The 24,548-nt window shown below is 40.9% G+C and carries 22 protein-coding genes; 19 read left to right on the forward strand and 3 right to left on the reverse strand.

Annotated elements, in window-relative coordinates:
* Positions 1 to 7: 7 nt before the first annotated feature.
* The 11 genes from DWX43_RS23085 (at position 8) to DWX43_RS23130 (ending at position 10,902) form a co-directional block, all read left to right on the forward strand.
* Complete coding sequence (locus DWX43_RS23085; RefSeq protein WP_118622094.1) at positions 8 to 727, forward strand: LytTR family DNA-binding domain-containing protein; 720 nt, start codon at positions 8 to 10, stop codon at positions 725 to 727.
* The gene (locus DWX43_RS23090) at positions 728 to 2,050 is read left to right on the forward strand and encodes a sensor histidine kinase (RefSeq protein WP_118622096.1); all 1,323 of its coding nucleotides are present in this window, start codon (positions 728 to 730) and stop codon (positions 2,048 to 2,050) included.
* A 34-nt stretch (positions 2,051 to 2,084) separates the two neighbouring features.
* A complete protein-coding gene (locus DWX43_RS27120) occupies positions 2,085 to 2,234 on the forward strand; it encodes a hypothetical protein (protein ID WP_182440798.1) in 150 nt (49 codons plus the stop codon).
* Between the two features lie 415 nt (positions 2,235 to 2,649).
* Positions 2,650 to 5,487, forward strand: coding sequence for a type 2 lanthipeptide synthetase LanM family protein (locus DWX43_RS23095; RefSeq protein ID WP_243099451.1), 2,838 nt, complete (start codon positions 2,650 to 2,652; stop codon positions 5,485 to 5,487).
* 679 nt (positions 5,488 to 6,166) lie between these two features.
* Positions 6,167 to 6,583 (forward strand): hypothetical protein, encoded by a 417-nt coding sequence (locus DWX43_RS23100; protein WP_118622100.1) that lies wholly within the window; start codon positions 6,167 to 6,169, stop codon positions 6,581 to 6,583.
* Between the two features lie 52 nt (positions 6,584 to 6,635).
* Positions 6,636 to 7,388 carry a hypothetical protein gene (locus DWX43_RS23105; protein ID WP_118622102.1) on the forward strand — a complete coding sequence of 251 codons (753 nt, stop codon included), beginning with the start codon at positions 6,636 to 6,638 and terminating at the stop codon, positions 7,386 to 7,388.
* A 36-nt stretch (positions 7,389 to 7,424) separates the two neighbouring features.
* Complete coding sequence (locus tag DWX43_RS23110; protein ID WP_118622104.1) at positions 7,425 to 8,228, forward strand: hypothetical protein; 804 nt, start codon at positions 7,425 to 7,427, stop codon at positions 8,226 to 8,228.
* Between the two features lie 37 nt (positions 8,229 to 8,265).
* Positions 8,266 to 9,099, forward strand: coding sequence for a hypothetical protein (locus DWX43_RS23115; protein ID WP_118622106.1), 834 nt, complete (start codon positions 8,266 to 8,268; stop codon positions 9,097 to 9,099).
* A 16-nt stretch (positions 9,100 to 9,115) separates the two neighbouring features.
* Positions 9,116 to 9,751: an ATP-binding cassette domain-containing protein gene (locus DWX43_RS23120; protein WP_118622108.1), complete on the forward strand. Its 636-nt coding sequence runs from the start codon at positions 9,116 to 9,118 to the stop codon at positions 9,749 to 9,751.
* Between the two features lie 4 nt (positions 9,752 to 9,755).
* On the forward strand, positions 9,756 to 10,328 hold the full coding sequence (locus DWX43_RS23125; RefSeq protein ID WP_118622110.1) for a hypothetical protein: 573 nt from the start codon (positions 9,756 to 9,758) through the stop codon (positions 10,326 to 10,328).
* Between the two features lie 346 nt (positions 10,329 to 10,674).
* Positions 10,675 to 10,902: a hypothetical protein gene (locus DWX43_RS23130; protein WP_118622112.1), complete on the forward strand. Its 228-nt coding sequence runs from the start codon at positions 10,675 to 10,677 to the stop codon at positions 10,900 to 10,902.
* Positions 10,903 to 11,453: 551 nt separating this feature from the next.
* Here DWX43_RS23130 and DWX43_RS23135 read toward each other — a convergent pair.
* Positions 11,454 to 12,659: an MFS transporter gene (locus DWX43_RS23135; RefSeq protein WP_118622114.1), complete on the reverse strand. Its 1,206-nt coding sequence runs from the start codon at positions 12,657 to 12,659 to the stop codon at positions 11,454 to 11,456.
* Positions 12,660 to 12,798: 139 nt separating this feature from the next.
* On the opposite strand from DWX43_RS23135, the gene DWX43_RS23140 reads away from it, so the two are divergent.
* Positions 12,799 to 13,632: a C39 family peptidase gene (locus DWX43_RS23140; protein ID WP_118622116.1), complete on the forward strand. Its 834-nt coding sequence runs from the start codon at positions 12,799 to 12,801 to the stop codon at positions 13,630 to 13,632.
* Here DWX43_RS23140 and DWX43_RS23145 read toward each other — a convergent pair.
* Positions 13,629 to 14,660, reverse strand: a complete 1,032-nt coding sequence (locus DWX43_RS23145; protein WP_118622118.1) for an NAD-dependent epimerase/dehydratase family protein — start codon at positions 14,658 to 14,660, stop codon at positions 13,629 to 13,631. The genes DWX43_RS23140 and DWX43_RS23145 overlap by 4 nt on opposite strands.
* A 180-nt stretch (positions 14,661 to 14,840) precedes the next feature.
* Here DWX43_RS23145 and DWX43_RS23150 point away from each other — a divergent pair, with 180 nt between their 5' ends.
* The gene (locus DWX43_RS23150; RefSeq protein WP_118622120.1) at positions 14,841 to 15,410 is read left to right on the forward strand and encodes a TetR-like C-terminal domain-containing protein; all 570 of its coding nucleotides are present in this window, start codon (positions 14,841 to 14,843) and stop codon (positions 15,408 to 15,410) included.
* 25 nt (positions 15,411 to 15,435) lie between these two features.
* On the opposite strand, the gene DWX43_RS23155 is transcribed toward DWX43_RS23150, so the two are convergent.
* Positions 15,436 to 16,302 (reverse strand): AraC family transcriptional regulator, encoded by an 867-nt coding sequence (locus DWX43_RS23155; protein ID WP_118622122.1) that lies wholly within the window; start codon positions 16,300 to 16,302, stop codon positions 15,436 to 15,438.
* Between the two features lie 322 nt (positions 16,303 to 16,624).
* Here DWX43_RS23155 and DWX43_RS23165 point away from each other — a divergent pair, with 322 nt between their 5' ends.
* The 6 genes from DWX43_RS23165 to DWX43_RS23190 all read left to right on the forward strand — a co-directional run bounded on the left by DWX43_RS23165 (position 16,625) and on the right by DWX43_RS23190 (position 24,518).
* A complete protein-coding gene (locus DWX43_RS23165; protein WP_118622124.1) occupies positions 16,625 to 17,917 on the forward strand; it encodes an extracellular solute-binding protein in 1,293 nt (430 codons plus the stop codon).
* Between the two features lie 24 nt (positions 17,918 to 17,941).
* Positions 17,942 to 18,799 carry a sugar ABC transporter permease gene (locus DWX43_RS23170; RefSeq protein WP_347559317.1) on the forward strand — a complete coding sequence of 286 codons (858 nt, stop codon included), beginning with the start codon at positions 17,942 to 17,944 and terminating at the stop codon, positions 18,797 to 18,799.
* Positions 18,796 to 19,647, forward strand: a complete 852-nt coding sequence (locus DWX43_RS23175) for a carbohydrate ABC transporter permease (RefSeq protein WP_109730906.1) — start codon at positions 18,796 to 18,798, stop codon at positions 19,645 to 19,647. The genes DWX43_RS23170 and DWX43_RS23175 overlap by 4 nt, the downstream gene beginning before the upstream one ends.
* A gap of 45 nt (positions 19,648 to 19,692) precedes the next feature.
* Positions 19,693 to 21,942: an alpha-galactosidase gene (locus DWX43_RS23180; RefSeq protein ID WP_330582314.1), complete on the forward strand. Its 2,250-nt coding sequence runs from the start codon at positions 19,693 to 19,695 to the stop codon at positions 21,940 to 21,942.
* On the forward strand, positions 21,932 to 23,767 hold the full coding sequence (locus DWX43_RS23185) for an alpha-amylase family protein (protein WP_118622126.1): 1,836 nt from the start codon (positions 21,932 to 21,934) through the stop codon (positions 23,765 to 23,767). The genes DWX43_RS23180 and DWX43_RS23185 overlap by 11 nt, the downstream gene beginning before the upstream one ends.
* A gap of 94 nt (positions 23,768 to 23,861) precedes the next feature.
* The gene (locus DWX43_RS23190; RefSeq protein WP_118622128.1) at positions 23,862 to 24,518 is read left to right on the forward strand and encodes a polysaccharide deacetylase family protein; all 657 of its coding nucleotides are present in this window, start codon (positions 23,862 to 23,864) and stop codon (positions 24,516 to 24,518) included.
* Positions 24,519 to 24,548 lie beyond the last annotated feature (30 nt).

Here is a 24,548-nt window from a genome sequence, read left to right on the forward strand (position 1 = left end):
GAGACTTATGATTAGAATTGCAGTTGTCGATGACGAAAAAGCCATGCGGGACATGGTATGCAAATGTATTAAGCAGACAATTCAAGAGGATGAGAAAGAGAGCGTTGAGATTCTGGAATATCCAAGCGGTGAATCATTTTTAGAGCGGGTAAAAAATGGAGAGCTGTTTGATATCCTGTTTACAGATATCCAGATGTCAGAGATGGATGGCATGGAGCTGGGGAAAAAGATACGGGAAGCACATTCTAAGATGTATATTGTTTTTATTACTTCTTATGCCGAGTATGCGGTTGAGAGCTATATGATTGAAGCGTATCAGTATATTTTAAAACAGGATATGGAATACCGTCTGCCGGATGTGGCACGCCGGCTGATTGATAAAATCAGTCTCGACAGCAGGCAGTACAGGATGATAAAAATAGGTGAAGGGCAAATAAAGCTATATTATAAAGATATTATATACATATATAAAGCGAAAGGCGGTAAATATGTCACCTATAGGACAAGCGCCGGCGAGTATCGGGAAAGAATAACATTGCGTCAGGTATACGAGGAACTGGGGAGTAAGATGTTTGTAATGGTAGAGCGTGGTTATATTGTAAATATGAAGCATATATACAAAGTATTGGGTGATACCATATATCTGGAAGATAATTGTCAGGTAAAGATCAGCAGGGCAAAACTGGCAGAGGTTAAGAAGGAGATTAATTTATATTGGGGGAATTAAATGAAAGAAGAATCGGTTCTAAGGGGGATTCTGCTTGTAATATCATTATATGAAGTTTGGCTTTATTATCAGTTAGTTTTCGGAGTTCTAATAGAGAGAAAGTACCTGCAAAAGAGACAAATGTTAATTTTATGGCTCAGTATTGTTATAATTGGTGTATCTTTGGCTGTTAATCGTAAATTGTTGTTTTTTTCAGATACAGTATTTTTTTATACATTAGCATTGTTGATGTTTTTCAGTTGTTTAATTATTAAAAAAAAGACATTTTTAATAGTCGGCATTGTTCTTGTCTATTATGGATTTGTGTGTCTTTTGGATTTCTGGTTTGCCTTTCTGGGAATGAATTTCCTGAATGATAAGTTTAATGAGATCATTTATTATAATGGTCTAAGTGTTCAAAAAATAATGGTCTATCTTTTTTCAAGAGGGATCGTAACATTTTTAGTTATGATTATTAGAAAAAATGATTTGAGAAAAGATATATTTGAATTACGGAAAATAGTATTCGCAATTGGCATTTTATTTGTAATTCTGGTTAGAGGGTATCAATTATATTTGACTTCTATGGTTTTTGGAGAAAGAGCAAAAGATGGTACAGATGGAATATTATCCCTAGCAACAATAATTGCAATTATTACTTTTGTAGGAATGATATTATCAAAAAATAGGATGATAAAGGCTGAGTATGATTTCCTGATATTAAAAGAAGAACTAGAACAGCAAAAATATAAAGAATTGAACACTGCTCTAGAAAAGAATAGAGAATTGGTACATGACATCAAAAATCATTATCTTGTTATTAGCGAATATGAGAGCAAAGGTGAATATAAAAAGCTTCATGAATATGTTGAAGAATTAAAAAGCGATTTTATCAAAGTTAATCCCCAGATATTTACTGGAAACTATGTGGTAGACTTGATATTAAGCCAGAAAAAAATGTTATCTGAGCAAAAGAAGATTACATTCATTTTGCGGGTTATGCCAATATCAAAGTTACCTTTTAAAGAGAGAGAGCTATGTACATTATTTGGCAATTTGCTAGATAATGCTATCGAAGCTTGTGATAAAGTCGTTGGAACAAAATGGATTAACGTAAAAATAGAAAAGCAAAATCATCTATTCTTTATACAGATTATAAATACAATTAATGAAATACCACAAAAATGTGAAAAAGGGTTCCTGACATCTAAAATAAATAAAGAATTACATGGTTATGGACTAAAAAGTGTCCAGCGTATTGTGGATGAGTATGAGGGAGATATTTTATATCAAATCGAGAATAATACATTTGTAGTAAGAATTTCTTTTTTTGATATAGAATAATCTTTCATATAAATAATAGGAAAGGAGAACGCAGATGAAAGAGGAGACGTGTTTGAGGTTTGCAGGAGATTTATTAGAGGAGGTTGATGAAATAAGCAGAATTATACCTGAGGGGGATATTGCAGAAATAGTTAATTCTCATACAGTTACATGTTCCACATTTTTTACAATTTATTGCTGCTAAGATCCAGAAAATGATAGAGGGGCTGCTATAAGATGGATTATTATTTAAGAGATTTTGTAATCAGTATTCCAGAGGTTATATCTGATTTAAATAGTACATCTGTGGCGGCCCTTTATTCTTCTCGGGATAACAACTTCATAGGACTCCAACAGACAATAAAATAAGGATGAAGCATATGGATTTGAGGATGAGTTATTTATTGGAACGTAAGTATAGGGAATGTAGTCAGGACTTCGATTGGAGTTGCGAAAAATTAAGCTATTGGAAAAAGTTATTGGGGGAGCAGAATTTTGAACTTCTTTTAAAGAAGAATAAAAATTTTGCTTTTTATTTAAATACAGCAGATTTTAAGGCAGATTTAAAATCTATTTCAGATGAGTTGTTTCAATATCTTACGCAGGATAATGAAAGTAAGATGAAGTTAAGCTGTTTAGAATCCATAAAAGAGAAAATTGTTTTTCCGGAGTTCTATTTTAAAATATTACTGTACTATGCAGAGGAATTAAATTTGAGGATAAATAATTTAAAACAATATTTTGATGAAAATATTTATAAAGATTTTTCTATCCATTTAGCAGGGCAGCTACAGAATATATGTACAAGGACGTTAATTGCCCAAATGCATTTCTATAAACAAAAAGGACTTCTTCAGGGAGAAAATTCCAGTGACGAGTATGAATTTTATTGTACGCAGTATTTAGGTAAAGCAGAGTTTTACAGAGAATTATTTGACACATATCCGGTGTTATACCGCTGCATCGTTCAGAAATGTGAACAATTAGTAGAATATTATGCAGAAGTGTTGATATGTTATAGCTGTGACCGGTCTGAAATACAGAATGAAATATTTGCAGGAAAAGCTATTGGAAAAATTACTGGGATAAAGGGGGACTTTTCGGATACACATCACGGGGGAAAACAAGTACTTAGAATGCAGTTAGATGATACAGCTGAGATCTTATATAAGCCGCATTCAATGGAGAATGAAAGGGTATTTTATAAATTGCTGGGTTGGCTGGGGGCTAAAACAGGGCTAAAACAATTTGTATATCCTTTTATTCCTAAAGATACTTATAGCTGGTCGTCCTGTGTGGAGTACTGTTCATGCAGGACAGAACAGCAGCTGAAAGATTATTACCTGCGCTTGGGGGTCCAGTTGTTTTTAGCCTATACCTTAGGTACAAAGGATCTGCATTGTGAGAACATCATAGCTTCGGGGGAATATCCGGTTTTAATTGATTTGGAAGTGCTGATGAGCATCACAGATCAAAGAGGATGGGAGACTGTCCGGCAGGAAATTAACGGCCGCCTGTCTGATTCCGTTCTTTTTTCCGGAATGCTTCCGTTTTATCACTGGAATAAGAATGGGGAAGGAATTAACCAGAGTGCTGTCAATGGTGTGGGAGGGCAGAAGTATCCATTCAGGGTGCCTGTGGTAGTGAATGAAGGAACATCTGACATGAGAATTGAATATCAGTCTCCGGTTTCCCGGAATGTACAAAACTTAGCGACACTGGAAGGAACGTTTTACGAACCATACCACTATAAAAAAGAAATGACAGAGGGATTTACCCAGGCATACAGGCAGGTTATAAACAATAAGGAGGACTTTTTCGATCAATTAAAAGATTCTAAAGACATAAAAACCAGGGTACTTATGGCAGATACACAGAGATACAGCATGATGATTTCAAGTTCTTATCATCCAAGCCTGTTGAGAGAGGGGGCGGAACGGGAGATTTTTTTATATTCCATGCTGAGTGGCAGAGAAGAACAGGATATGGAGCTTGTGGATATTGAAGTGGCAGCTATGCTGGATGGGGATATCCCTTATTTTTATAATGTTTTGAGTCAGAAGGAATTATTCAGCGAACAAAAAGTAATCGGGCAGAATGATCTTCCAGAAGAGCCCATAGCATTTGCTCATGCAAGAATAAGAGCGCTGAGCGAAATAGATTTAGAAATACAGAGTGAGTATATTCGCTTGTCGCTGGAGCTGATGCCTGATAAAAATGATGGTTATATGAATCGTGTTTATCGAGTGACTGACAGTATGCTGATGGAGCAGGCGAACAAAGAGCGTGTGAGGTATACTGCGGAAGATCTGACGGACCGGATTTTGAAATATGTAGTTTGGAATCAGAAAAGAACGGAAGTAAGCTGGTATACTGTGCAGCTTTCCTCTTTTGGAAAGATGAATTGGGATATAAAGCCGATGAACCATTATCTGTATGACGGTTTATCTGGGATGCTGCTTGTTTTTTCTGAATTAAAAAAGAAAAATACAGACAAGAACATAACGGATATTTACAGAACACTGAAAAGAATGCTTTTCTTATATACGGATCAGGGAATGAAATCCCTTGACGGTTTAGACTCCCATAATACAGGGGCCTACGATGGGGAAAGCTCGATTATTTATATGTACATCATGCTTTACAGGCAGGGCGGGAATGAAGAGTTTCTGGAATATGCCATGAAACATGCCGGGATTGTGGAGAAACTTATTGATCAGGATATTCGTTATGACCTGCTATCTGGCAATGCCGGCGCAGCCTGGATTATGATATTGCTGTATGAAATAACAAAGGATTCAAAATATATTCATTTGGCCGAACGCAGTATAGCCAGGCTGGATCAGAGGGCAGAGAGACAGTCATGTGGCTTAGGATGGATCGTGGAACAAGGCGAAATGCCTATGTCAGGTCTTGCACATGGGAATAGCGGGATTCTGATGCCTGTGATTGCACTATGGAAGTATACAAAGAAGGAACGGTACCGTGTATTGGCAGAAGATATTTGGAAGTATGAGGATTCATTATACAATTCCGTGATGAATAACTGGGAAGATCTGCGTAGCCATAAAGAGAGTGAAAAAGTAGACCGCATCGGCTCTGTTGCATGGTGTCATGGTGCAGGTGGGATTTTACTCTCACGTATTTTCTGTTATGAAATGGTTGAAGATGATGTGTGGAAAAAGCGGATAGAAACAGATATAAGACGGGCCTATTCTAAATTGAGTGGTTATTGGCTGCGTGACAGTTATTGCCTCTGTCATGGGATATTAGGAAATCTTTGGATAATGGACATCGCAGGAAGGAAGATGGATGAATTTGGGATGGAATCTTACATTGAACGAGAGAAAGAAGAACAGATTTTAAGAAAAATAACTTTACTGCCACAAGAAAGGATGAATCCCGGATTTATGAATGGCTATGGTGGGATTCTTTACAGACTTTTACAGAGATTTTGAGGACACATATCATACCATTGGGGGACAAAGTGTTGCGTTGAAGGGATTCAATTTTTATAATGAAGTTGAATAGAAATGAGCAAATAGTCCCGCCCTAAATCGTTTACAAATCTAAGGTATGCATTTTGCTCATTACTATATATTTTAAGGAATGGGGGAGGTGGATTTTATAAAAAGAGCCTGAAGGAAAAGAATCATTATGATTCAGCAGTGATATAGGAGCAAACTTAGAATAGACAGTATCTGCGTTTTTTATAGAAAAGGCGGGTACTGTCTATTCTAAATTTTGGCGTTGACAGGAATGACACAGTTTCCTATAGAAAGAATTAATGCTCCAATATAAAAACCGATTAGGGACAGAAAAAATACTATTAAAGGACAATTAATTGTATATATTATTGGAAAGTAGTATGATTAATTTTAAATTTAGAAGCACAAATGGAAAATGAAATGAAATAACAGATAATAATACGGGAGCTTTAGAAAGGAGAGGATACCAATGGTTATTTAGTTTTTTCATGAATTAAGAGTACAAGTATAGGCATATGCCAAGGAATGGGCTTTATCCAATAAATACGAAATGGTAATGAATATTATTTTTACTGTGCCATATCAGTTTGAAAATATTTGAAGTTACATTAGGATAACAAAGTGACTTATAGAAGGAGTGAAGTAAAACATGAGAAAAAGAATAAAAATAACATCATTTATACTAAGTGCTATCACAGTGGCGGCGTTAGGGTCAATGACAGCTTATGCAAACAACTATCCAGATTCGCCCTATAATTTTACGTTTAATACAGCATCTAACCAGACTGCATTCAGACCCAAACAAGATGATAGCAGCAGTTATATGCGCTGTGAGTATGCTCAAAGAGCATATACAGCACATGTAATTTCCAGATCGACACAGACGGGGGCAAATGTAGATTGCTCTTATGGCCACACTTATCAATTTAATACCGGATCTAAACATTTTATGATAAATAGTGTATGGGAAACAGGGTATCGAGAGGGTGCAATTTATGCCACCAGAAATTTTGGATATTCTTATAATGCAAATGGTCAATGGAGTCCAGACAGCATACCAGAATAAAACTTGCGGCAACACTACTTTTTAGTGTTGCCTAATTAAAAGGAGCAGATTGATGAAAAAGGAGAAAAGAATTTTGTTCGTAATATGTATTGTGTTTATTCTCACTTTAACTGCATGTTCAAGTAATGCGATGGAAGATAGAATAAACCAGAATCAGCAGTCTGAAAATACAAATCCAGAACCTATAGAAGATACCGGCACCAAAAGTGAACCTAAAAAACAAAGGGGAGACAATAAAGACCAAACACAGAACTATCCTGAAATGGAATACAGCGCCATTGCACAAGACAACATAAAAAGCATCGGCGATACTATATTGTTTGAGGATAAGCAAAATAATAAAATTGATTTTACTGTGGAATCAGTAGAATTCAGTAAGCAGCTTCAAGGGAGGCAGATTGGAGAACTTGAAAAAAACAGTTTAGATGCTTATGGTGTTGAATATGACGCACAGGGTACTATTTTGAATGACTACTCTTACATATGGATGAAGGTGGATGTAAAAGCATTGGAAAAGGAGCAAAGCTGGAATCCATTACAGTTTATAATTGTTGCAATTAATGATGACTTGACATTATATCAGGATATAGGTCCATATTTATTTTTCTTTGACGGTATACAAGAAACAGAAAATTATTCAAAAGATATTTTCTATAAAACTTTTTCGAAGGGGGTTAGCACAGAGGTTTCACTTGGATTTTTTACTCCAGACCGTGTTTTAGATAAGAAATTAGGTTATTTTATATCTGAATTCATGTCACCAAATGAGCCAAGGGAAAATGAGTACATAGTGAAGTTAAATTAAATAATGTAAAAATTAGGTTTGGATGGGAGAATAACGATGAAACAATTACTCAAAATGGAGTATTATAGGCTGTTTCGAAATAGAGTGACATATATTGTTTTGGCTGTCAACCTAATGATAGTGTCTTTGCAATTTGCGTTTGAAAGCTTACCTTATTGGAATACAAATGAAAACATTCCGGGATATCCGCTCACTGTGTTTGAAAAATGGATAGGTGGTGAAACAGCTAGTATTTTTCCAACGATCTATTTTCTATTAGCTCCACTGCTGTCAGCAATTCCTTATGGTGGGACATTACAGGAAGATATCAGAAGTGGATATATTAAAAATGTTTGTATTAGGACAAAACAAAAAGAGTATTTTAGAGTGAAATATATTGTTGCATTTACTACAGGAATACTTTCAGTTCTGCCACTGATTTTTAATTTTTTACTTACATCATTAGTTTTTCCGGCCATGCTTCCTCAAGCGTGCACAGGTTTTTACCCTATTAATGCAACCTCAATGCTGGGAGACCTCTTTTATTTACACCCTTATGTGTATTTGGGGGTGTGGTTGATTTTGGATATTGTATTTTGGGGGCTGTTGGCAACACTGAGTATGGCAGTCTTCTTTTTGACAAATTATATGTATGTTGCAATGGTAACCCCCTTTTTAGTATATATGGTACTATATAGCATTACCTGGATTTCGGATTATACGATGTTAGCACCATTTTATTTCCTTCAGCCATGTCAGCCATGTGCGGCCCGACCCGGAGCCATATTTGCTGAACTGTTTGTATTAGCGGTTATTGGTGGTTTTTATGAGTATATGGGACAAAAGAGGGAAATTCTTTAGGGATATAGTCTAACGAAAGTTAAAAAGGGGAACGAGCATGAAAAGGAAACAATCCCTATGCAAGTTGTTGGCTTACGAATTTAAAATAGGAAGTAAGTTAACGATATATCGATACATCTTCACTTCTATACTGCTGATGTTTATAATTGGACTCTTAATCTATCATGCGCATCAAACAGGGCGGCATCTGCAGTTTTGGGATATGTATACTGAATTATGGGAAGGGGTGCCTATATATATAAAAGGGCGGACATCGGAATTTAAATTGCCGGTGTTAATTGTGTTTACACAGACATTAATGTTGTTTTTAGTTGGCAGTTATCCCAGAAGAGAAATGCAGGGATATGGAAAATATGAATTCTTGTATACATCCAGGAGAAAATGGTGGTTTAGTAAGTGTGTATGGGTATCTTCCAATATTCTTCTGTTTTATGTTTTGCTAATGCTAATACTTGCAATACTTGTTTTAGTACAGGAAAAAAACATAATTTTTCTTAGTTTAGACAGTTCATCTATATTTATAACAGCTGACAGAAATAGAGTCCAAATGCTATTGAATGTCGTTTTGCTGCCATTCCTTGTTTCAGAAACGTTGGGAATGATACAGACGTTTATTGGTATATTTTTAAAACCAATTTATGGATATGTAATTTCAGAGGCAATTATTATTGTATCCGCGTACAAATTGAATCCACTATTAATTGGTAATTATATGATGATGCTGCGAAACCGATTTTTTGTTCCGGAATCAAACATAGGATTGAGGGAGGGTGTAATTACTTGTTTGGGCGTATACATATTTCTTTTCTATATTGGATGTATATTGATTAGAAAAGCGGATATTTTGGCTAAGGGAAACGAGTTGGATTAACCGGAGGGAGATATTAATGGAACTTGAGGTTCAAAACTTAACAAAAATTATAAAAGGGACAGTCATACTTCAGAATATTAAACTTTCTTTGACAGGTGGAAATATTTATGGTCTGCGGGGAAAAAATGGTTCGGGAAAAACAATGCTATTACGAGCGTTATGTGGACTGATTAAACCAAGCGAAGGAAAAATTATCATTGATGGTCTTTGTCTTGGAAAAGATATAGATTTTCCGCCTTCGGCAGGAGTATTAATTGAAAATCCATCGTTTCTAAGCGGATATACTGGTTTTCAAAATTTAAAAATGCTAGGTCTTCTTAAAGGTCATTTTTCGGATGAAGATATTAGAAGTATGATTGATGCAGTAGGACTTGATGCATATGATAAAAGGAAGTATCGAAAATATTCTCTTGGAATGAAACAGAGATTAGGTATTGCTTGTGCACTAATGGGGTCACCAGATTTAATTTTACTTGATGAACCATTGAATGCATTGGATGAAAAAGGAGTAGAATTGGTAAAAACTCTTTTGATTCATTTAAGGGATCAGGGAAAAATAATTGTTGTTGCCTGTCATGATGCTGAGGAACTGGAATATCTATCAGATGTTATTTTTAAGCTAGAGAATGGCGCTGTATACTTAGAGAGGTGATATAATGAAGATTGTAAGGGCACTGTCCATTATTACAATAGGCGTTTTTCTTTTTCTGTATTTTTATCGTTATCAAACATTACAACAGAAATATCCAAATCCTGTAAATGAAACTGTTGGAATTGGAGAAGCAATTGAGGATGGGAGTTTTACAGTTACACTACAGAGTTCAGCGTTGATTGAAGGAAATGAGCTAGAAAAGTTAGCACCAAATACAGTTATCGCACGACATTCAGATGGTACTCCATATGAAGGTAGGTCCATACGTATACTTCTGGCTAATGTACGTATTAAGAAAACGCAAGAATGTGAAGATACATATAATTTCACAAAAATCCTTTGTGAGTCTGGAGCATGGTCAAATGGATTAGATGGCGAGTTGTTTATGAAGCTGAATAACGGCATTTCTATGGTACATGAAGAGGTGGCATATAATAATTATATTGATGTTATTCTACCGTTTTCTATGGTAGAAACGATGTTTAATGATTCTGATTGGAAATCAGTGGATTCCAGAAGTTTTGGATTGATCTATTCCTTATATCCCATTAAAAAGAGCATAATTACTTCTCCTTAATTTTTAACAAAATCAAGAAAATATAAATTTACAAAAAGATATTCAGGAGAAAAAAGATTATAAAGAAAAAACATATAAATTATAAAATTAAAATTACATATATTATCAGATAATGTTATGTTTAAATAAACAAATGAATTGAAATGGTTGATTATTACATTGATTCATAACAGTAATAAGTATAATAAATTTTCCGATACTTCATAATTTTTCAGATCATTTGAAGGGGCTGTACTATGATGCTTTAAGCATAGAAGAAAAGGAGAAATTATGGAAAATAATTATATAAGCTACTTTTTCACTAGGAGGACTAATATGCAGTAAATATAGGTAGGGAGGCACAAAAATGAGAAAAGAGTATTTAAAAATGATTATGTTAGTAGCTGCAAGTATTTTTATCTATCTAATAAGAGGACAAATAATTGACAGCAATCCAAGTGCAAATGCTTCAGTAGTGGCTGGTTTAGGTATTGCGCTAATTTCACAGTCGTGGGTTCAGGTTTTGGCTGGCGCATTAGTAGGAATTGGTGTGATTGTTGTAGTTTCTACATTCTTTCAGAGGAAAACAAACTGATGATGTAAAACAAAAAAGAAGATTGTAGACCACAAATAGCCAGCGTTAAGCTGGCTATTTGTACAACGGTTTATAGGATGAATCTGTTAACGTCTCATATATGTATGTAAAGTTTAATACAATAGATTTGAGAAACTTGTAATTACTATAATTTAGGAGGAGAAGGATATGAGAAAGGTATTTCAGACAAACCGTCCTCAAGAAGCGATAGAAATCCAGCAAATATTGACGGACTTAAACATAAAGTTTGAAGTTCGACGAAAAACTTCAAATATATTGAGTGACTTTTTAATTTGTTTTTTTATAATGTTTTAGTAGTTGGTACAGAACGAAATAGCGGGATTATTTCTTTATACGTAGATGAAAAGGATTTTGAATGTGTCAAACGAGTTATTAGTGAATTCGAATAATTAAAAGATAAGGAAATAGGGGGTGTTGTTGATACTATTGCTATAAGGTAGTGTGTTTTGCAGTAAATTAAAAAAACCTCAATTTTCTCCATTCCTCTGATGTCTGAATTCAAGCGCAGCAGTTTCCACTGACTCCGGGCATCAGAGGATTTTTGGATTTCTTTTTAGCCTAGATATAAATATACATAGAAACAGCATAGTTACTCCAGCTATTATCCAAGTAATACCAATTGAAAATACATCACCTAAAATTCCCATTAAAACGAGGGATATCCACCCTCCAACCCTTTCTGCCATTGAGTTCACAGATAGCATTGTTGCCCTATTATCCGAGTCAATATATTTATTTATCAGAGCTTTTTGAATAGGGTCAAGCACTCCAAGCAATATTTCCATCCCTATAATCACCGCAAATCCCACTAAAAGATTACTATTGATAGCTGCAATTATAAATATTGAGCCAAATAATATACATATTACAAACAATGCCTGTATTCTATTATATTTTTTGTGCAGATGTTCCCATAACGCATTTCCGGCGGTCATACTAATTTTAATGAATATCCACATCCATGCCAAAACGCCTAACTCTCCTCCTCCTAATTGGAGAATATAAGGTGACCAGTATGTAAATAATGGTGAGATTACAAATGCTACGCCCATATTTAAAAGTAGAATCGTTTTAATCGAGTCTCCCTTTCGAATCGTATCATATATTGTAATAAAACTCTCCTTTAGCTCCGACCGGACATTCATTTTGAAATTATAAGTATGAAACTTACTTTGGTTCAACTGTTGGTTTCTTACCCATCGTAAAACCAATAGTGTATAAATTATAGCTGTTATCAAAGGGATAATCCAAATATACCTTAAGCCAGCTTTTGCAATAAAAGTTCCTATAACCCCTCCTAATATCATAACAAAATTTCGAATTTTAGCACTTTTAGAAAAAACTGCATCCAATTCGTTATCATCCAAATCTGCCGTATTAACTACCCAGGCTTCTAAGGCGCCCGATTGCATAGCATAGCTAATCCCCCAGAAAATCTGCCCCAATATTAGTATTGAAATATTACCAGCATACAAAAAAAGTGCCATTGAAGACGATAATGCTATACCTGATATAATTAATGCACTTTTATTTCCTCTGTTATCACTGAGTGAGCCACTTGGTATTTCAAATATAAATACAAATATATTAAATACGCTTGTAATAATATTTGTAACAAATTTACTATAACCCAAATCATAAAAGTATAAAATATAAGTTGCCCCAATGATTCCAGAATGTAAGTAAAATAATGTTTCGAGAATAATATATCTATCGCATACTCTTTTCTTGCTCATACAGACAATTCCCCCTTCTCTGAGCCATTATTTTTCCATCTGGCAATGCCCGTGTAATAACCTGATTATAAAATAAGCCTGCATAGAGTACAACCCCTGCCGATTATAATAGTTATAAGAAGCAAAAATCAGAGTGCATATGTCAGAATTCAGGAGAGACGGCGGGCACAGGATGCAGCTGGTCAGACTCGCTTTTTATATAAGTATTGCGGTGCTCAGTATTTTTTACACGAAGGCGGTTCATATGGATAAACATGCACAATCACGGATTGCGGCGGCAGGAAACGGCGGGGAGGAAGAAAATGATCAATCTGGTGCAGGAGGCAGTTATATGGACGGTGGGAAAAAGGGTGCTTCTTCCGGGACGGGGGAGACAGACAGGATAATAACGGTTCCTTTTATGAATCAGGACGACTACCCGACAGGATGTGAGAGCGTGACTTCGGTGATGGCTCTGTCGTATGCAGGGGTTGACATTACTGTGGATGAATTTATAGACCAGTATCTGAGGATTGGGAAATATTACTGGAAGGACGGGCAATATTACGGGAACAGTCCTTATTATTATTTTATCGGTGATCCGAGGGGAAATGGTTTTGGCTGCTTTGCCCCGGTGATACATGATGCGCTTGTGGAGGCGGCGGGAGGAGAACGGGTGAAGGACCTGACAGGGATGACACTGCAGAATATATGCAGAGAATATATCGGCAATGGAATCCCTGTGATCCTCTGGGCCACGATTGGTATGCAGCCGAGCTATGAAGGACGCAGCTGGACCATTCTGGAGACCGGAAAAGAGTATATCTGGCCGGCAGAAGAACACTGTCTCCTGCTTGTCGGTGTGGATCGTGAGTACTATTATTTTAATGACCCACTGGAAAAGTCCGGGGGGACCAGATATGAGAAAGCGTTAGTAGAAGAGCGTTACTGGGAGATGGGCAGCCAGGCGCTGGCTGTGCTGCCCGGGAGTTAACGTTTCTCTTTCTTCATCTGCCGGATCATGTCGGCTATGGTCTGGTGCAGGGGGCGGGGATGATATCCCAGCTCTCTGCTTGCTTTTTCGTGTGAAAAGTTCCCGTTGGATGTTAGTGTATACATGGCATATGGTGTGAAAACAGGTGTTTTTTTCCAGCATTTGTAGTGCAGCTGTGCAAAAGGCGCCGCACATTTGGCGATCCATGCGGGGAGGAAGATCCGTGGCCTTTTCTGTCCGGTGGCTGCAGAGAGTTCACCGAAGAGTTCCTTTAGTGTAACGAACCGGTTACAGAGGATGTAGCACTCTCCAGATCTTCCTTTTTGGGAGGCCTTGATTACTCCGGATGCGACATCGCGCACGTCGACAAAATCATATCCGCCGCGTACGGCTACAGGCATCCCCTTCTGTGTATAATGGGCGATCATGTGAAGCATGCTGCCGTAAGGGTGTCTGGCAGGTCCGATAATGCCGGACGGATGTACCACCACGGCATCAAGTCCGCGTTTTGTACTGTCCAAAACGTATTGGGTTGCTTCTGCTTTTGTCTTGGCATAGTAGCCCGTTACGTCGTCAGGGGAGAAAGTCCTGATTTCGGATATAATTTTCTGGTCCGGTGTTTCGGGGATAGCGTGGACACTGCTGACATAGACCAGACGCTTTACATGGTGGCGGATACAGGCGTCTACGACATTCTTCGTTCCGCCCACATTTACGGAATACACGGCAGGGGTCGGGCCGCCGTAGATGGAAATGAGGCCTGCACAGTGGATCAGCACGACACCGGGCTTCCCGGTGGAGGCTTCATGCAGATTTTCTGATGCCGCAGTAAACAGCATTTCCATTGTTTCCGGATCACGGACATCCCCTGCGATATAGGAAAGTCCGGGGGAAGGGTCCGGTACATCCTGCAATTCATCCGGCAGGATGAGGCCCAGGACGGGATATCCCTGTTTCAAAAGTCCGGCTGCTATATGGCTGCCGAGGTGTCCGGCAGCTCCGGTTACGATATATTGTGTGTGTTTCATGATCAGCGCCTCCTTGGTTCTGAATAAATGGAGTTTTGTTTACAGATGTTTACAGATATACAACACGGCGTTGCTTTCTGTTCTTACTTAAAATATAATAAAGGCAGGGGAAGTTGACAACCATCAGATTTTTGTGAAACGTAAGTTAGACAACAGATTAGAAAGAAGTGTTGATTGTTTATGAAAAATTCAGATTTGGACAGGCGTGTCAGGTACACGAGGAATATGATACGGCACAGTTTTCTTAAGCTTCTGTCGGAAAAACCGCTGGGGAAGATTACTGTGAAAGAGATCTGTGGGATGGCAGATATTAACCGGGCGACTTTCTATGCCCATTATGAGGATGTATATGATCTGCTGGACAAGATCGAGGAGGAGTTTTACCAAGATGTGCAGGATTCTGCCAGCAATATGGTGCAGGAGGACTATACGGGAATACTGCCTATAGAGATTCTTAAGAAGATCAGGGAAAATGAAGAACTCTGCAGGGCGATGTTCGGAAAATACGGGGATAAGGAGTTCTTACGGAAGCTGATGTATTTTGCGGAGGAGGATTCATTGGGGGACTGGAAAAAGCTGTATCCGGATATAGGGGAGGAGAAACTGGAATGGCTGTATGGATTTATCGTCAACGGCTGTGCAGGCACCATACAGAAGTGGGCAGAGAGCGGATTTCAGGCAGAGCCTGAGGATATGGCCCGGTTTATGGCACAGATGTTCCGGTCATGCGTAAAGGGGATGGAAACATAGGCTGTGCCATGAGCGGGGCAAGGTGTCATTGACTGGAATCCTGCCGGATTAACTGGTTCTGGTTTCTCCAGCTTCGCGGAGAGAGCCCGTATACATTTTTGAAAGCCCTTGAGAAATGCAGCTGATTTGCGTAGCCAACCGCATTGCTGATATCACCGATAGAAAGTGTGGTGAGCTTCAGCAGTTCAGCTGCTTTTGCCATGCGGTAGTTCAGCAGGAATTCCTGAGGGGATTTTCCTACTGTATCTTTGAAGATCTTTCCGAAATAGCTCCTGTTCAGGCCGCATGTTGTAGCAATATCCTCGACGGAGATGTCATTCTGGAAGTTCTGCTCGATAAAAGCGAGTGCTTCGCGTATATAAAAGTCACGCAGCCGCCCGCCCTGATTGAGGTGCATGGAGGCGGCCGAGCGGGTCAGAAAGTCCAGAAACAGAAATAAGTGCCCGATCAGATGAAACGGAGCCGCGTCTCCGTGCTGGGCAATGTATAGCATTTCGTTCATCATATCCTGACGCAGGTCCTTTGAATGCGCGTGGTAGACAGGATTATCACGGCCAAGTCCTGCGATTTCTATGGCTTCCTTCACACGGAGCCCGTCAAATTCAAGCCAGACATATTCCCAGGGATATTCTGCATCGGATATATAGGTGTTGATCTGCTGCGGAAAGATCATGAACCCCTGACCGCTTTTTACCTGATAAGTCTGTGTCATACCTTTCGCATCATCTGCCATCAGTGTACCGGTTCCCGAGATGACATAGTGGAACAGAAAATGGTTGCGGGCAGCCGGTCCGTAAGAATGTGCCGGGGCGCAGTGTTCCCAGCCGAACTGGTAGAGGCTTAAGTCTATGAAATTTTCATTCGGAAATACAGAAAATAAAAGATCACTCATGATACCTGGCTCCTTTTGGGATGGGATGTTTTTTTCATTATATACCATAATGCAAGGTGACTTCAAATTATTTTCCTAAATATTGCATAAAGGTATAAAAACGCAAATATATGGATATTTATAGACGCATAATGAGATGTTATAATATAGTTAATCCAAAAAAAGGATGGTTTGAAGGGTGCCGGCAGTATTTAAACCATGCAAAAAGATATGAAAGGGAAGAGAAAAAGGAGAACATGAAAACAGTTGTACTGAGGAAAAGGTCGGTATGTCAGGAACTGGAAACACATAAGTGGGTTATCTTTGAAAGGAGTAGTGGCAGATGAAAAGAAGAAGTGTAAGACGATTAAGCCTGCTCACGGCGGGTGCTATGCTGGCGGCCCTTGCCCTTACCGGATGCCAGTCCGGTGAGAAAAACAGCGGAAAAGTAGAAATTGAACTGGTACAGTACAAACCGGAAGCCGTAGAGGTTTTTAAGGAGCTTGAGGAAGAATTCAATGCATCACATGATGATATCCATCTGACGATTGATTCGCCAAATGAAGCAATGACAATTCTGAAGACCAGATTCGTAAGGGAAGACATTCCTGATATTATCGGCATCGGAGGGGATATTAATTATTCCTATTTTCTGGATTCCGATATGCTGGCAGATATCTCGGATTATGAAGGGCTAAGCGATATCAAGCCTGCTTATCAGGACATTCTGAAAGCCCTCGAGTTTGTACCGGAGGAAGGTGTTTACGGAGTCCCTTATGTGGCAAATGCCGCCGGAGTGCTTTATAACAGGGAGATGTTTGAGGAACACGGATGGGAGATCCCGGAAAACTGGGAAGAATTCACGGCCCTGTGTGAAGAGATAGAAGCAGCCGGAATCCGCCCGCTTTCCTTTGGTTTTAAGGACACGTGGACTTGTCTGGCACCGTGGAATGCATTGGCAGTGGATCTGGCTCCGGCAGATGTGTGCAGTCAGGTCAACAAAGGGGAAACGAAATTTAAGGATGAGTACCGGGAGGTTTCTGAGAAAATGCTGGAACTTCTGGATTACGGTCCGGAGGACCCGTTCGCATATGGATATAACGATGCATGTACCGCGTTCGCAAATGGAGAGTCTGCGATGTACACGATCGGGAGTTATGCAGTGCCGCAGATTAAATCAGTGAACCCGGATATGGATATTGATTCCTTCGTGATGCCGGGGAGCAGCGAGGCAGACGAGAATGTGCTGAATTCAGGTGTGGATTTACAATTCTGTGTGATGGAAGACAGTGAAAATAAAGAAGCGGCGTATGAGGTTCTTGACTTTCTTTTGAAGGATGAAAATGTGCAGAAATATCTCGACGAGCAGAACGCGGTTCCGTGTAAAGAGGGCGATTTCGATCTGGCTCCGATGCTGGACGGGGTAAAGTCCTTCATAGAGGAAGGCAGGATGACAGATTACCAGGATCACTATTACCCGAGTGAAATGGCGGTCGATGCACAGATACAAACGTTCCTGCTCAAACAGGATACAGATGCGTTCCTGAAGAAGTTTGATACGGACTGGCTGAGATATAACAGGGATATCATCCGTAAGGTAGAAGATTATGAAGCAAACAAGGGTTCTTCAAAATAGGGAGGAGAGGGAACTATGAGGAAAATGAATAACAGGAAGCTGACATTTCTGCTGATTACAATACCCATCCTGGCACTGTTTTTCTGTTTTAACACACTGCCTTTGATAAAGGGTGTTATTTACAGTTTTACAAATTATAAAGGTTATGGCGCCTATGACTGGGTAGGGATTCGAAACTATGTCGATCTGTTCCAGGACGTGAGGGTTGGTAAATCATACCTGTTCACGTTTAAGCTGGCGATTGTAACGACTATCGTGGTCAATATTATCAGTCTTCTGCTGGCACTTGGACTAAACAGCAAGATCAAGGGAAAGAGTGCACTGCGCGGTCTGTATTTTATACCGAAGATTTTAGGGGCACTGGTTGTAGGTTACATTTTCAATTACTTTTTTACATATATCCTTCCTGTCATAGCAAAGGCTCTTACGGGAAACGGGGCAAGCATGCTGTCAAGCACGAAATGGGCATGGGTTGCAATTATGATTGTCTGTGCATGGCAGGCGATTGCGATGAACACGATTATTTATATTTCGGGCCTGCAGACGGTGCCGGAAGATGTGTACGAGGCGGGCGCGATTGACGGGGCAACAGGTTTCCAGAAGTTCAAAAGCCTGACATTCCCCCTGATTCTTCCATTTTTTACGATTAACATGGTCCTCTGTATGAAAGATTTCCTGATGGTATTTGACCAGATCATGTCATTGACAAAAGGCGGGCCTGCACAGAGTACAGAATCTATCTCCTACCTGATTTACAACAACGGTATGAGCGGCGGGCAGTTTGGATTCCAGAGTGCGAATGCAGTAATTTTCTTTATTGTGATCGTATTTATTTCCGTATTCCAGATGAATTTCTTAGGAAAGAAGGAGGAGCAGTTATGATGGGCGCTAAGGTAAAAGTAAAAGAAAAAACGAACTGGCCGGTTACGATTATGCTGATCGTGGGCCTGATTACAGTTGCATTTCCGATGTACTTAACGATCGTAATTGCATTCAAGCAGCCTTCGGAAATGACGAACAGTATCTCGGGAATCTTATCCCTGCCGAAATCATGGAGTTTTGCTAATTTTGCCGAGGCAATGCGGGTCACAGACTTCTGGCATTCCCTTGGAAACAGTATCCTGATTACACTGGCTACTGTACTTATATCTATTGTGATTCATTCTCTGATCGGGTATGCGATTGGTAGAAACAAGACACACAGTAAATTTTATAATTTTGCGTATTTATATATTGTCAGCGGAATGTTCGTACCGTTTGCGATACTGATGATGCCCCTAGTAAAGCAGACGGCGCAGCTTAGAATCGCGAATTGGTTTGGTGTTATTATTCTCTATGTAGTGTTCTATATGCCTATGAATGTGCTTCTGTATACCGGATACCTGAAAAATATCCCGGTTGCACTCGAGGAAGCGGCACGTGTGGACGGGGCGAGTACATGGAGAACCTACTGGAAGATCATTTTCCCGATCATGAAGCCTATGCATGCAACAGTGGCTGTACTCACGGCGCTGGGAACATGGAATGACGTTATGACACCTCTTGTTATTATGTCGGGAAGCGGAAAGAATACACTGCCACTGGCACAGCTGAATTTCCAGACGCAGTTCGGTACGAATTACAATCTGGCATTTGCATCCTATCTGCTGGCATTGCTGCCAATCCTGATCTTTTATATCATCTGCCAGAAGCAGATTCTGAATGGTGTTGTAAACGGGGCTGTGAAGTAGATACTGTAAAACCAGGAATTGTATGGATGCAGAAGGAAATGTAGAATGAAAAACTGTAACGGGAAAAGGAGCGGCATCATGGGAATTACATTTGACGAAAAGAATAAGACGTTTACACTGCATACAAAATCTGCGATGTATCAGATGCAGGTTGATAAATATGGTTTTTTACTTCATCTTTACTATGGAAAAAAGGTACAGGGGTGCATGGATTATCTTCTGACATATTATGACAGGGGATTCTCCGGGAATCCCTATGATGCGGGAAATGACAGGACATATTCGATGGATGCGCTGCCGCAGGAGTTCCCCTGTGCCGGGAATGGGGACTACCGGACGCCTGCCCTGATTTTGAAAAACAGGGCAGGGACTTATGGCTGTGATCTTCGCTATAAGAGATACCAGATTTCGAAGGGAAAGTATGGCCTGAAAGGGCTTCCGGCTGTTTACGCGGGCGAAGACGAGGCTGAGACACTAAAGATTGAGCTGGAGGACCAGAATCAGGGGATTGCGGTAACACTGCTGTACGGGGTGCTGCCGGAGCCGGATATTATCACGAGGAGCGTGGTGATTTGTAATCATGGGTGTGGTGAAAACGGTGTGCCGGAAACGATTTTTCTGGAGAAGGTGCAGTCGGCCTGTCTGGATTTTGTGACCGGAAATTATGATTTTATCAGTTTTTACGGGCGGCATGCAATGGAACGGAATTTCCAGAGGGTTCCGGTCGCTCATGGGAGCCAGATGATCGGAAGCCGGAGAGGCACATCGAGCCATCAGTATAATCCGATGATGATTCTGGCAGATAAGGAAGCCACGGAAGATTCCGGAAACTGCTATGCGATGTCTTTTGTATACAGCGGGGGCTTTCAGGGTGAGGTTGAGAAAGACCAGTATAACCAGACCCGTGCAGTTCTGGGGCTTCAGGGCGAACAGTTTTCCTACCCGCTGGAGCCGGGAGAAGTATTTTACGCGCCTGAGGTGATCCTGACATACAGCGGCAGCGGACTGAATCGTTTGTCGCAGAATCTGCACACCTGCATCCGAAAACATATCTGCCGCGGGAAATACAGAGATGCGGTGCGGCCTGTTCTGGTAAACAGCTGGGAGGCAGCGTATTTTGATTTTAACGGCGATACGATCTGTGAGCTGGCAAAACATGCGGCCGATGTGGGAATTGAACTGCTTGTCATGGATGACGGCTGGTTTGGCAGCCGTGATGACGACAACAGGGGGCTTGGCGACTGGAAGGTGAACGAGGATAAGCTTGGCGGCACGCTGGGAGAGTTAATTGGGAAAATAAACGCGCTGGGTGTCAAGTTTGGTATTTGGATCGAGCCGGAGATGGTCAATGAGGACAGCGAGCTGTACAGGACCCACCCTGACTGGGCCTTTACAGTACCGGGCAGAAAGCCGCAGAGGTCCAGAAACCAGCTGGTACTGGATTTTTCCAGAAAAGAGGTCGTGGACGCAGTCTACGGGCAGATCTGCGGGATACTGGATCAGGGAAATATTGAGTATGTCAAATGGGATATGAACCGGAGCATTGCGGATGTTTATTCCGCGGCGGCAGAAAACCAGGGGAAGGTAATGTATGACTATATACTCGGACTGTATGATTTCCTTGAAAGGCTGTCCACCCGGTACCCGGATATTCTGATCGAGGGATGCAGCGGAGGGGGCGGACGTTTTGACGCAGGAATGCTGTACTACACACCGCAGATCTGGTGCAGTGATAATACCGATGCCATTGACAGAGTAAGGATCCAGTACGGAACCTCATTCGGGTACCCGGTATCCGCCGTGGGCTCACACGTATCCGCATGCCCAAACCACCAGACAGGAAGGCATACTTCCATGAAGACGAGGGCCGTCACGGCAATGGCCGGAACCTTCGGTTATGAACTGGACCTGTGCAGACTGACGGAAACAGAAAAAGAGGAAGTCAGAGAACAGATAAAAGATTATCACAAATATGCAGAATTGATCCAGAATGGAACATACTACAGACTGAGCAATCCGTTCGAAGAAGAGGCTGGGGCATGGGAATTTCTGGCAGAGGACAAGGGTGAGGTGCTCGTAAATGTCGTCATGCTGGCGAAACACGGCAATATGACAGTCAATTATGTACGGCTGCGCGGGCTGGATGAAGGAGCCATGTACAAAGACGAAAACAGCGGGGCAGTGTACAGTGGAAGCGCCTTGACAGAAGCCGGGATGCCATTACCGGTGGAATTGGGGGAATATTTAGCTTATCAGATACATCTGGTTCGGGAGGAAGCAGGACATGACAGTTGATGAAAGATACAGACAACGGATGGACAGACACCATGATGAATTGAAATGGCTTTATATGGAGCTATATGGAAACGATGATATGTTTTTTGAATTATGCAGCCAGATGTACAGCTTTTACCAGGGCCGGAGGCAAAGCCTGAAAAGGCTCGACAGGAAGAGGGAAAACAATCCTTCCTGGTATAGGGGAAATGACATGCTTGGCATGATGCTGTATATTGACCAGTTTGCCGGGAACCTGAAAGGGGTGGGGGAGAAGCTGGATTACCTGAAGGAATGTAATGTCAGCTGTGTCCACCTTATGCCATTTCTGGATTCCCCCGAGGGGAGGTCTGACGGCGGCTATGCAGTGGCAGATTTCCGCAGGGTAAAACCATCGCTTGGTACGATGGAAGATCTGGAGATTCTGGCCGATGAGTGCCATAAGAACCAGATAAGCCTTTGCATGGACTTTGTTATGAACCATACATCAGAGGACCATATCTGGGCGCAGCGCGCACGCTCTGGTGACGGGGAATATATGAGCCGGTATTTCTTTTATGATAATTATGTGATTCCGCGAGAATATGAAAAGACAGTGCCGCAGGTATTTCCGGTGACAGCTCCGGGGAATTTTACATATCTGCCCGAAACGGGACATCATGTGCTGACAACGTTTTATCCGTATCAGTGGGACCTGAATTACTCCAACCCACGTGTGTTTAATGAGATGATGTACAATTTCCTGTATCTGGCAAACCGGGGGATGGATGTGATACGGATTGATGCGGTGCCGTACATCTGGAAATCACTTGGGACATCATGCCGGAATCTGCCGCAGGTCCATACAATTGTCCGTATGATGCGGATGATAAGCGAGATCGTCTGCCCGGGTGTCGTGCTCTTAGGGGAAGTCGTGATGGAGCCAGAAAAAGTGGTTCCTTACTTCGGCACCGTGGATAAGCCGGAATGCCATATGCTGTACAATGTAACGACAATGGCGACAACCTGGAACTCAGTGGCCACGCGGGATGTCAGGCTCCTGAAAATGCAGTTAAATACGATTAGCCGGCTCCCGAAAGAATATACCTTCCTGAACTATCTCAGATGCCACGATGATATAGGCTGGGGGCTGGACTATGATACATTAAAATACTGGGGTATGAGAGAGGTGCCGCATAAAAAGTTCCTGAATGACTACTTTACAGGAAGAACTGAGGGCAGTGTAAGCAGGGGGGAATTGTATAACGAAGACCTTGTGACAGGTGATGCAAGATTCTGCGGAACAACAGCATCCATGTGCGGGATAGAAAGCGCCGGTTTCGAGGGGAATGAGGGAAAAATGGAGCAGGCTGTCAGAAAAGACCTGATGCTTCATGCCTATATGTTCATGCAGTCCGGCATTCCTATGCTTTACAGCGGTGACGAAATCGGGCAGGTCAACGACTACACCTATAAAGAAGATCCCGCAAAAAGAGAAGACTCCCGCTACATACACCGTGGGAAATTCCACTGGGAGCTTGTGGAAAACTGCGGGGATACAGACACCATACAGGGAAAAATATTTCAGGGACTGAGCAGGCTCGAACATATACGCAGACAAGAAAACGTATTCGGTGCAGATGCAGAAATGCAGGTGATAGAAACAGGAGACGATTCCGTATTGTGTATACAAAGAACAAAAGGAAGAGACACAATCATTGGAATTTTCAATTTTCATGATACCGAGAAAACAGTTCATATTATCTTGCCCGGAACCTACAGAAACCTGCTAAACGGGAAAATCATGGGACTTCAGGATGTCAGACTGCCCGGAAGCGGGTTTGTCTGGACAAAGTTAGTCGAATAAAACTTGAGAAAATTCTGAAAATGGAGAGCAAAGGGGTCTGACCCCTTTGCTCTTTCGCATATACTGTACTAACGATATATGCTCAGGAGTTTTTATGAGAAGAAGATTTTTTAAAGTAAGTCTGGGAACTTTTCTGGCGGTTATGCTGCTGGGCTGTTCATTTAAGTATCTTTCCGGCTATGTAACGGTATCCAGCAATGTCAGCGGCAGGGAACTCCCTATTTATTCTGTAGAGACGAATGAAAAGAAGGCGGCTCTGACATTTGATGCAGCATGGGGAAATGAGGACACGCAGAAGATTCTGGATATTCTGGAAAAGGAGAAGATCCATGTCACGTTTTTCGCAACCGGCGGCTGGGTGGAGCAGTATCCGGATGATGTGAAGGCTATACTGGCAGCAGGACATGATCTGGGCAATCACAGTGAGAGCCATAAGAATATGAGCCAGTTGTCAAAGGAGGAACAGAAAAAGGAAATTATGACAGTACATAATAAGGTGAAAGAACTTACAGGATATGAAATGAAACTTTTCCGGCCTCCGTACGGGGATTATGATAATACTGTCATTAAGACGGTGCAGGAATGCGGGTATTATCCGATTCAGTGGGATGTGGACAGTCTTGACTGGAAGGATTATGGCAGACAGAGCGTCATTGATACAATACTTGGCAATAAAGCGCTCCAAAATGGCTCCATTATTCTGTGCCACAATGGGGCAAAATACACGGCAGAAGCACTGGAGTCCAGCTAATAAATGTCAATAGTTAAATGAAAAAATTGC

This window comes from Clostridium sp. AF19-22AC (genome assembly GCF_003479085.1).
GTDB classification, from domain to species: domain Bacteria; phylum Bacillota; class Clostridia; order Lachnospirales; family Lachnospiraceae; genus Faecalicatena_A; species Faecalicatena_A orotica.

Excerpts from the sequence above, each read along its gene's own strand:
- DWX43_RS23085 (WP_118622094.1), top strand. The coding sequence starts at position 8 with ATGATTAGAATTGCAGTTGTCGATGACGAAAAAGCCATGCGGGACATG.
- DWX43_RS23090 (WP_118622096.1), top strand. The coding sequence starts at position 728 with ATGAAAGAAGAATCGGTTCTAAGGGGGATTCTGCTTGTAATATCATTA.
- DWX43_RS27120 (WP_182440798.1), top strand. The coding sequence starts at position 2,085 with ATGAAAGAGGAGACGTGTTTGAGGTTTGCAGGAGATTTATTAGAGGAG.
- DWX43_RS23095 (WP_243099451.1), top strand. The coding sequence starts at position 2,650 with ATGAAGTTAAGCTGTTTAGAATCCATAAAAGAGAAAATTGTTTTTCCG.
- DWX43_RS23100 (WP_118622100.1), top strand. The coding sequence starts at position 6,167 with ATGAGAAAAAGAATAAAAATAACATCATTTATACTAAGTGCTATCACA.
- DWX43_RS23105 (WP_118622102.1), top strand. The coding sequence starts at position 6,636 with ATGAAAAAGGAGAAAAGAATTTTGTTCGTAATATGTATTGTGTTTATT.
- DWX43_RS23110 (WP_118622104.1), top strand. The coding sequence starts at position 7,425 with ATGAAACAATTACTCAAAATGGAGTATTATAGGCTGTTTCGAAATAGA.
- DWX43_RS23115 (WP_118622106.1), top strand. The coding sequence starts at position 8,266 with ATGAAAAGGAAACAATCCCTATGCAAGTTGTTGGCTTACGAATTTAAA.
- DWX43_RS23120 (WP_118622108.1), top strand. The coding sequence starts at position 9,116 with ATGGAACTTGAGGTTCAAAACTTAACAAAAATTATAAAAGGGACAGTC.
- DWX43_RS23125 (WP_118622110.1), top strand. The coding sequence starts at position 9,756 with ATGAAGATTGTAAGGGCACTGTCCATTATTACAATAGGCGTTTTTCTT.
- DWX43_RS23130 (WP_118622112.1), top strand. The coding sequence starts at position 10,675 with ATGAGAAAAGAGTATTTAAAAATGATTATGTTAGTAGCTGCAAGTATT.
- DWX43_RS23135 (WP_118622114.1), bottom strand. The coding sequence starts at position 12,659 with ATGAGCAAGAAAAGAGTATGCGATAGATATATTATTCTCGAAACATTA.
- DWX43_RS23140 (WP_118622116.1), top strand. The coding sequence starts at position 12,799 with ATGTCAGAATTCAGGAGAGACGGCGGGCACAGGATGCAGCTGGTCAGA.
- DWX43_RS23145 (WP_118622118.1), bottom strand. The coding sequence starts at position 14,660 with ATGAAACACACACAATATATCGTAACCGGAGCTGCCGGACACCTCGGC.
- DWX43_RS23150 (WP_118622120.1), top strand. The coding sequence starts at position 14,841 with ATGAAAAATTCAGATTTGGACAGGCGTGTCAGGTACACGAGGAATATG.
- DWX43_RS23155 (WP_118622122.1), bottom strand. The coding sequence starts at position 16,302 with ATGAGTGATCTTTTATTTTCTGTATTTCCGAATGAAAATTTCATAGAC.
- DWX43_RS23165 (WP_118622124.1), top strand. The coding sequence starts at position 16,625 with ATGAAAAGAAGAAGTGTAAGACGATTAAGCCTGCTCACGGCGGGTGCT.
- DWX43_RS23170 (WP_347559317.1), top strand. The coding sequence starts at position 17,942 with ATGAATAACAGGAAGCTGACATTTCTGCTGATTACAATACCCATCCTG.
- DWX43_RS23175 (WP_109730906.1), top strand. The coding sequence starts at position 18,796 with ATGATGGGCGCTAAGGTAAAAGTAAAAGAAAAAACGAACTGGCCGGTT.
- DWX43_RS23180 (WP_330582314.1), top strand. The coding sequence starts at position 19,693 with ATGAAAAACTGTAACGGGAAAAGGAGCGGCATCATGGGAATTACATTT.
- DWX43_RS23185 (WP_118622126.1), top strand. The coding sequence starts at position 21,932 with ATGACAGTTGATGAAAGATACAGACAACGGATGGACAGACACCATGAT.
- DWX43_RS23190 (WP_118622128.1), top strand. The coding sequence starts at position 23,862 with ATGAGAAGAAGATTTTTTAAAGTAAGTCTGGGAACTTTTCTGGCGGTT.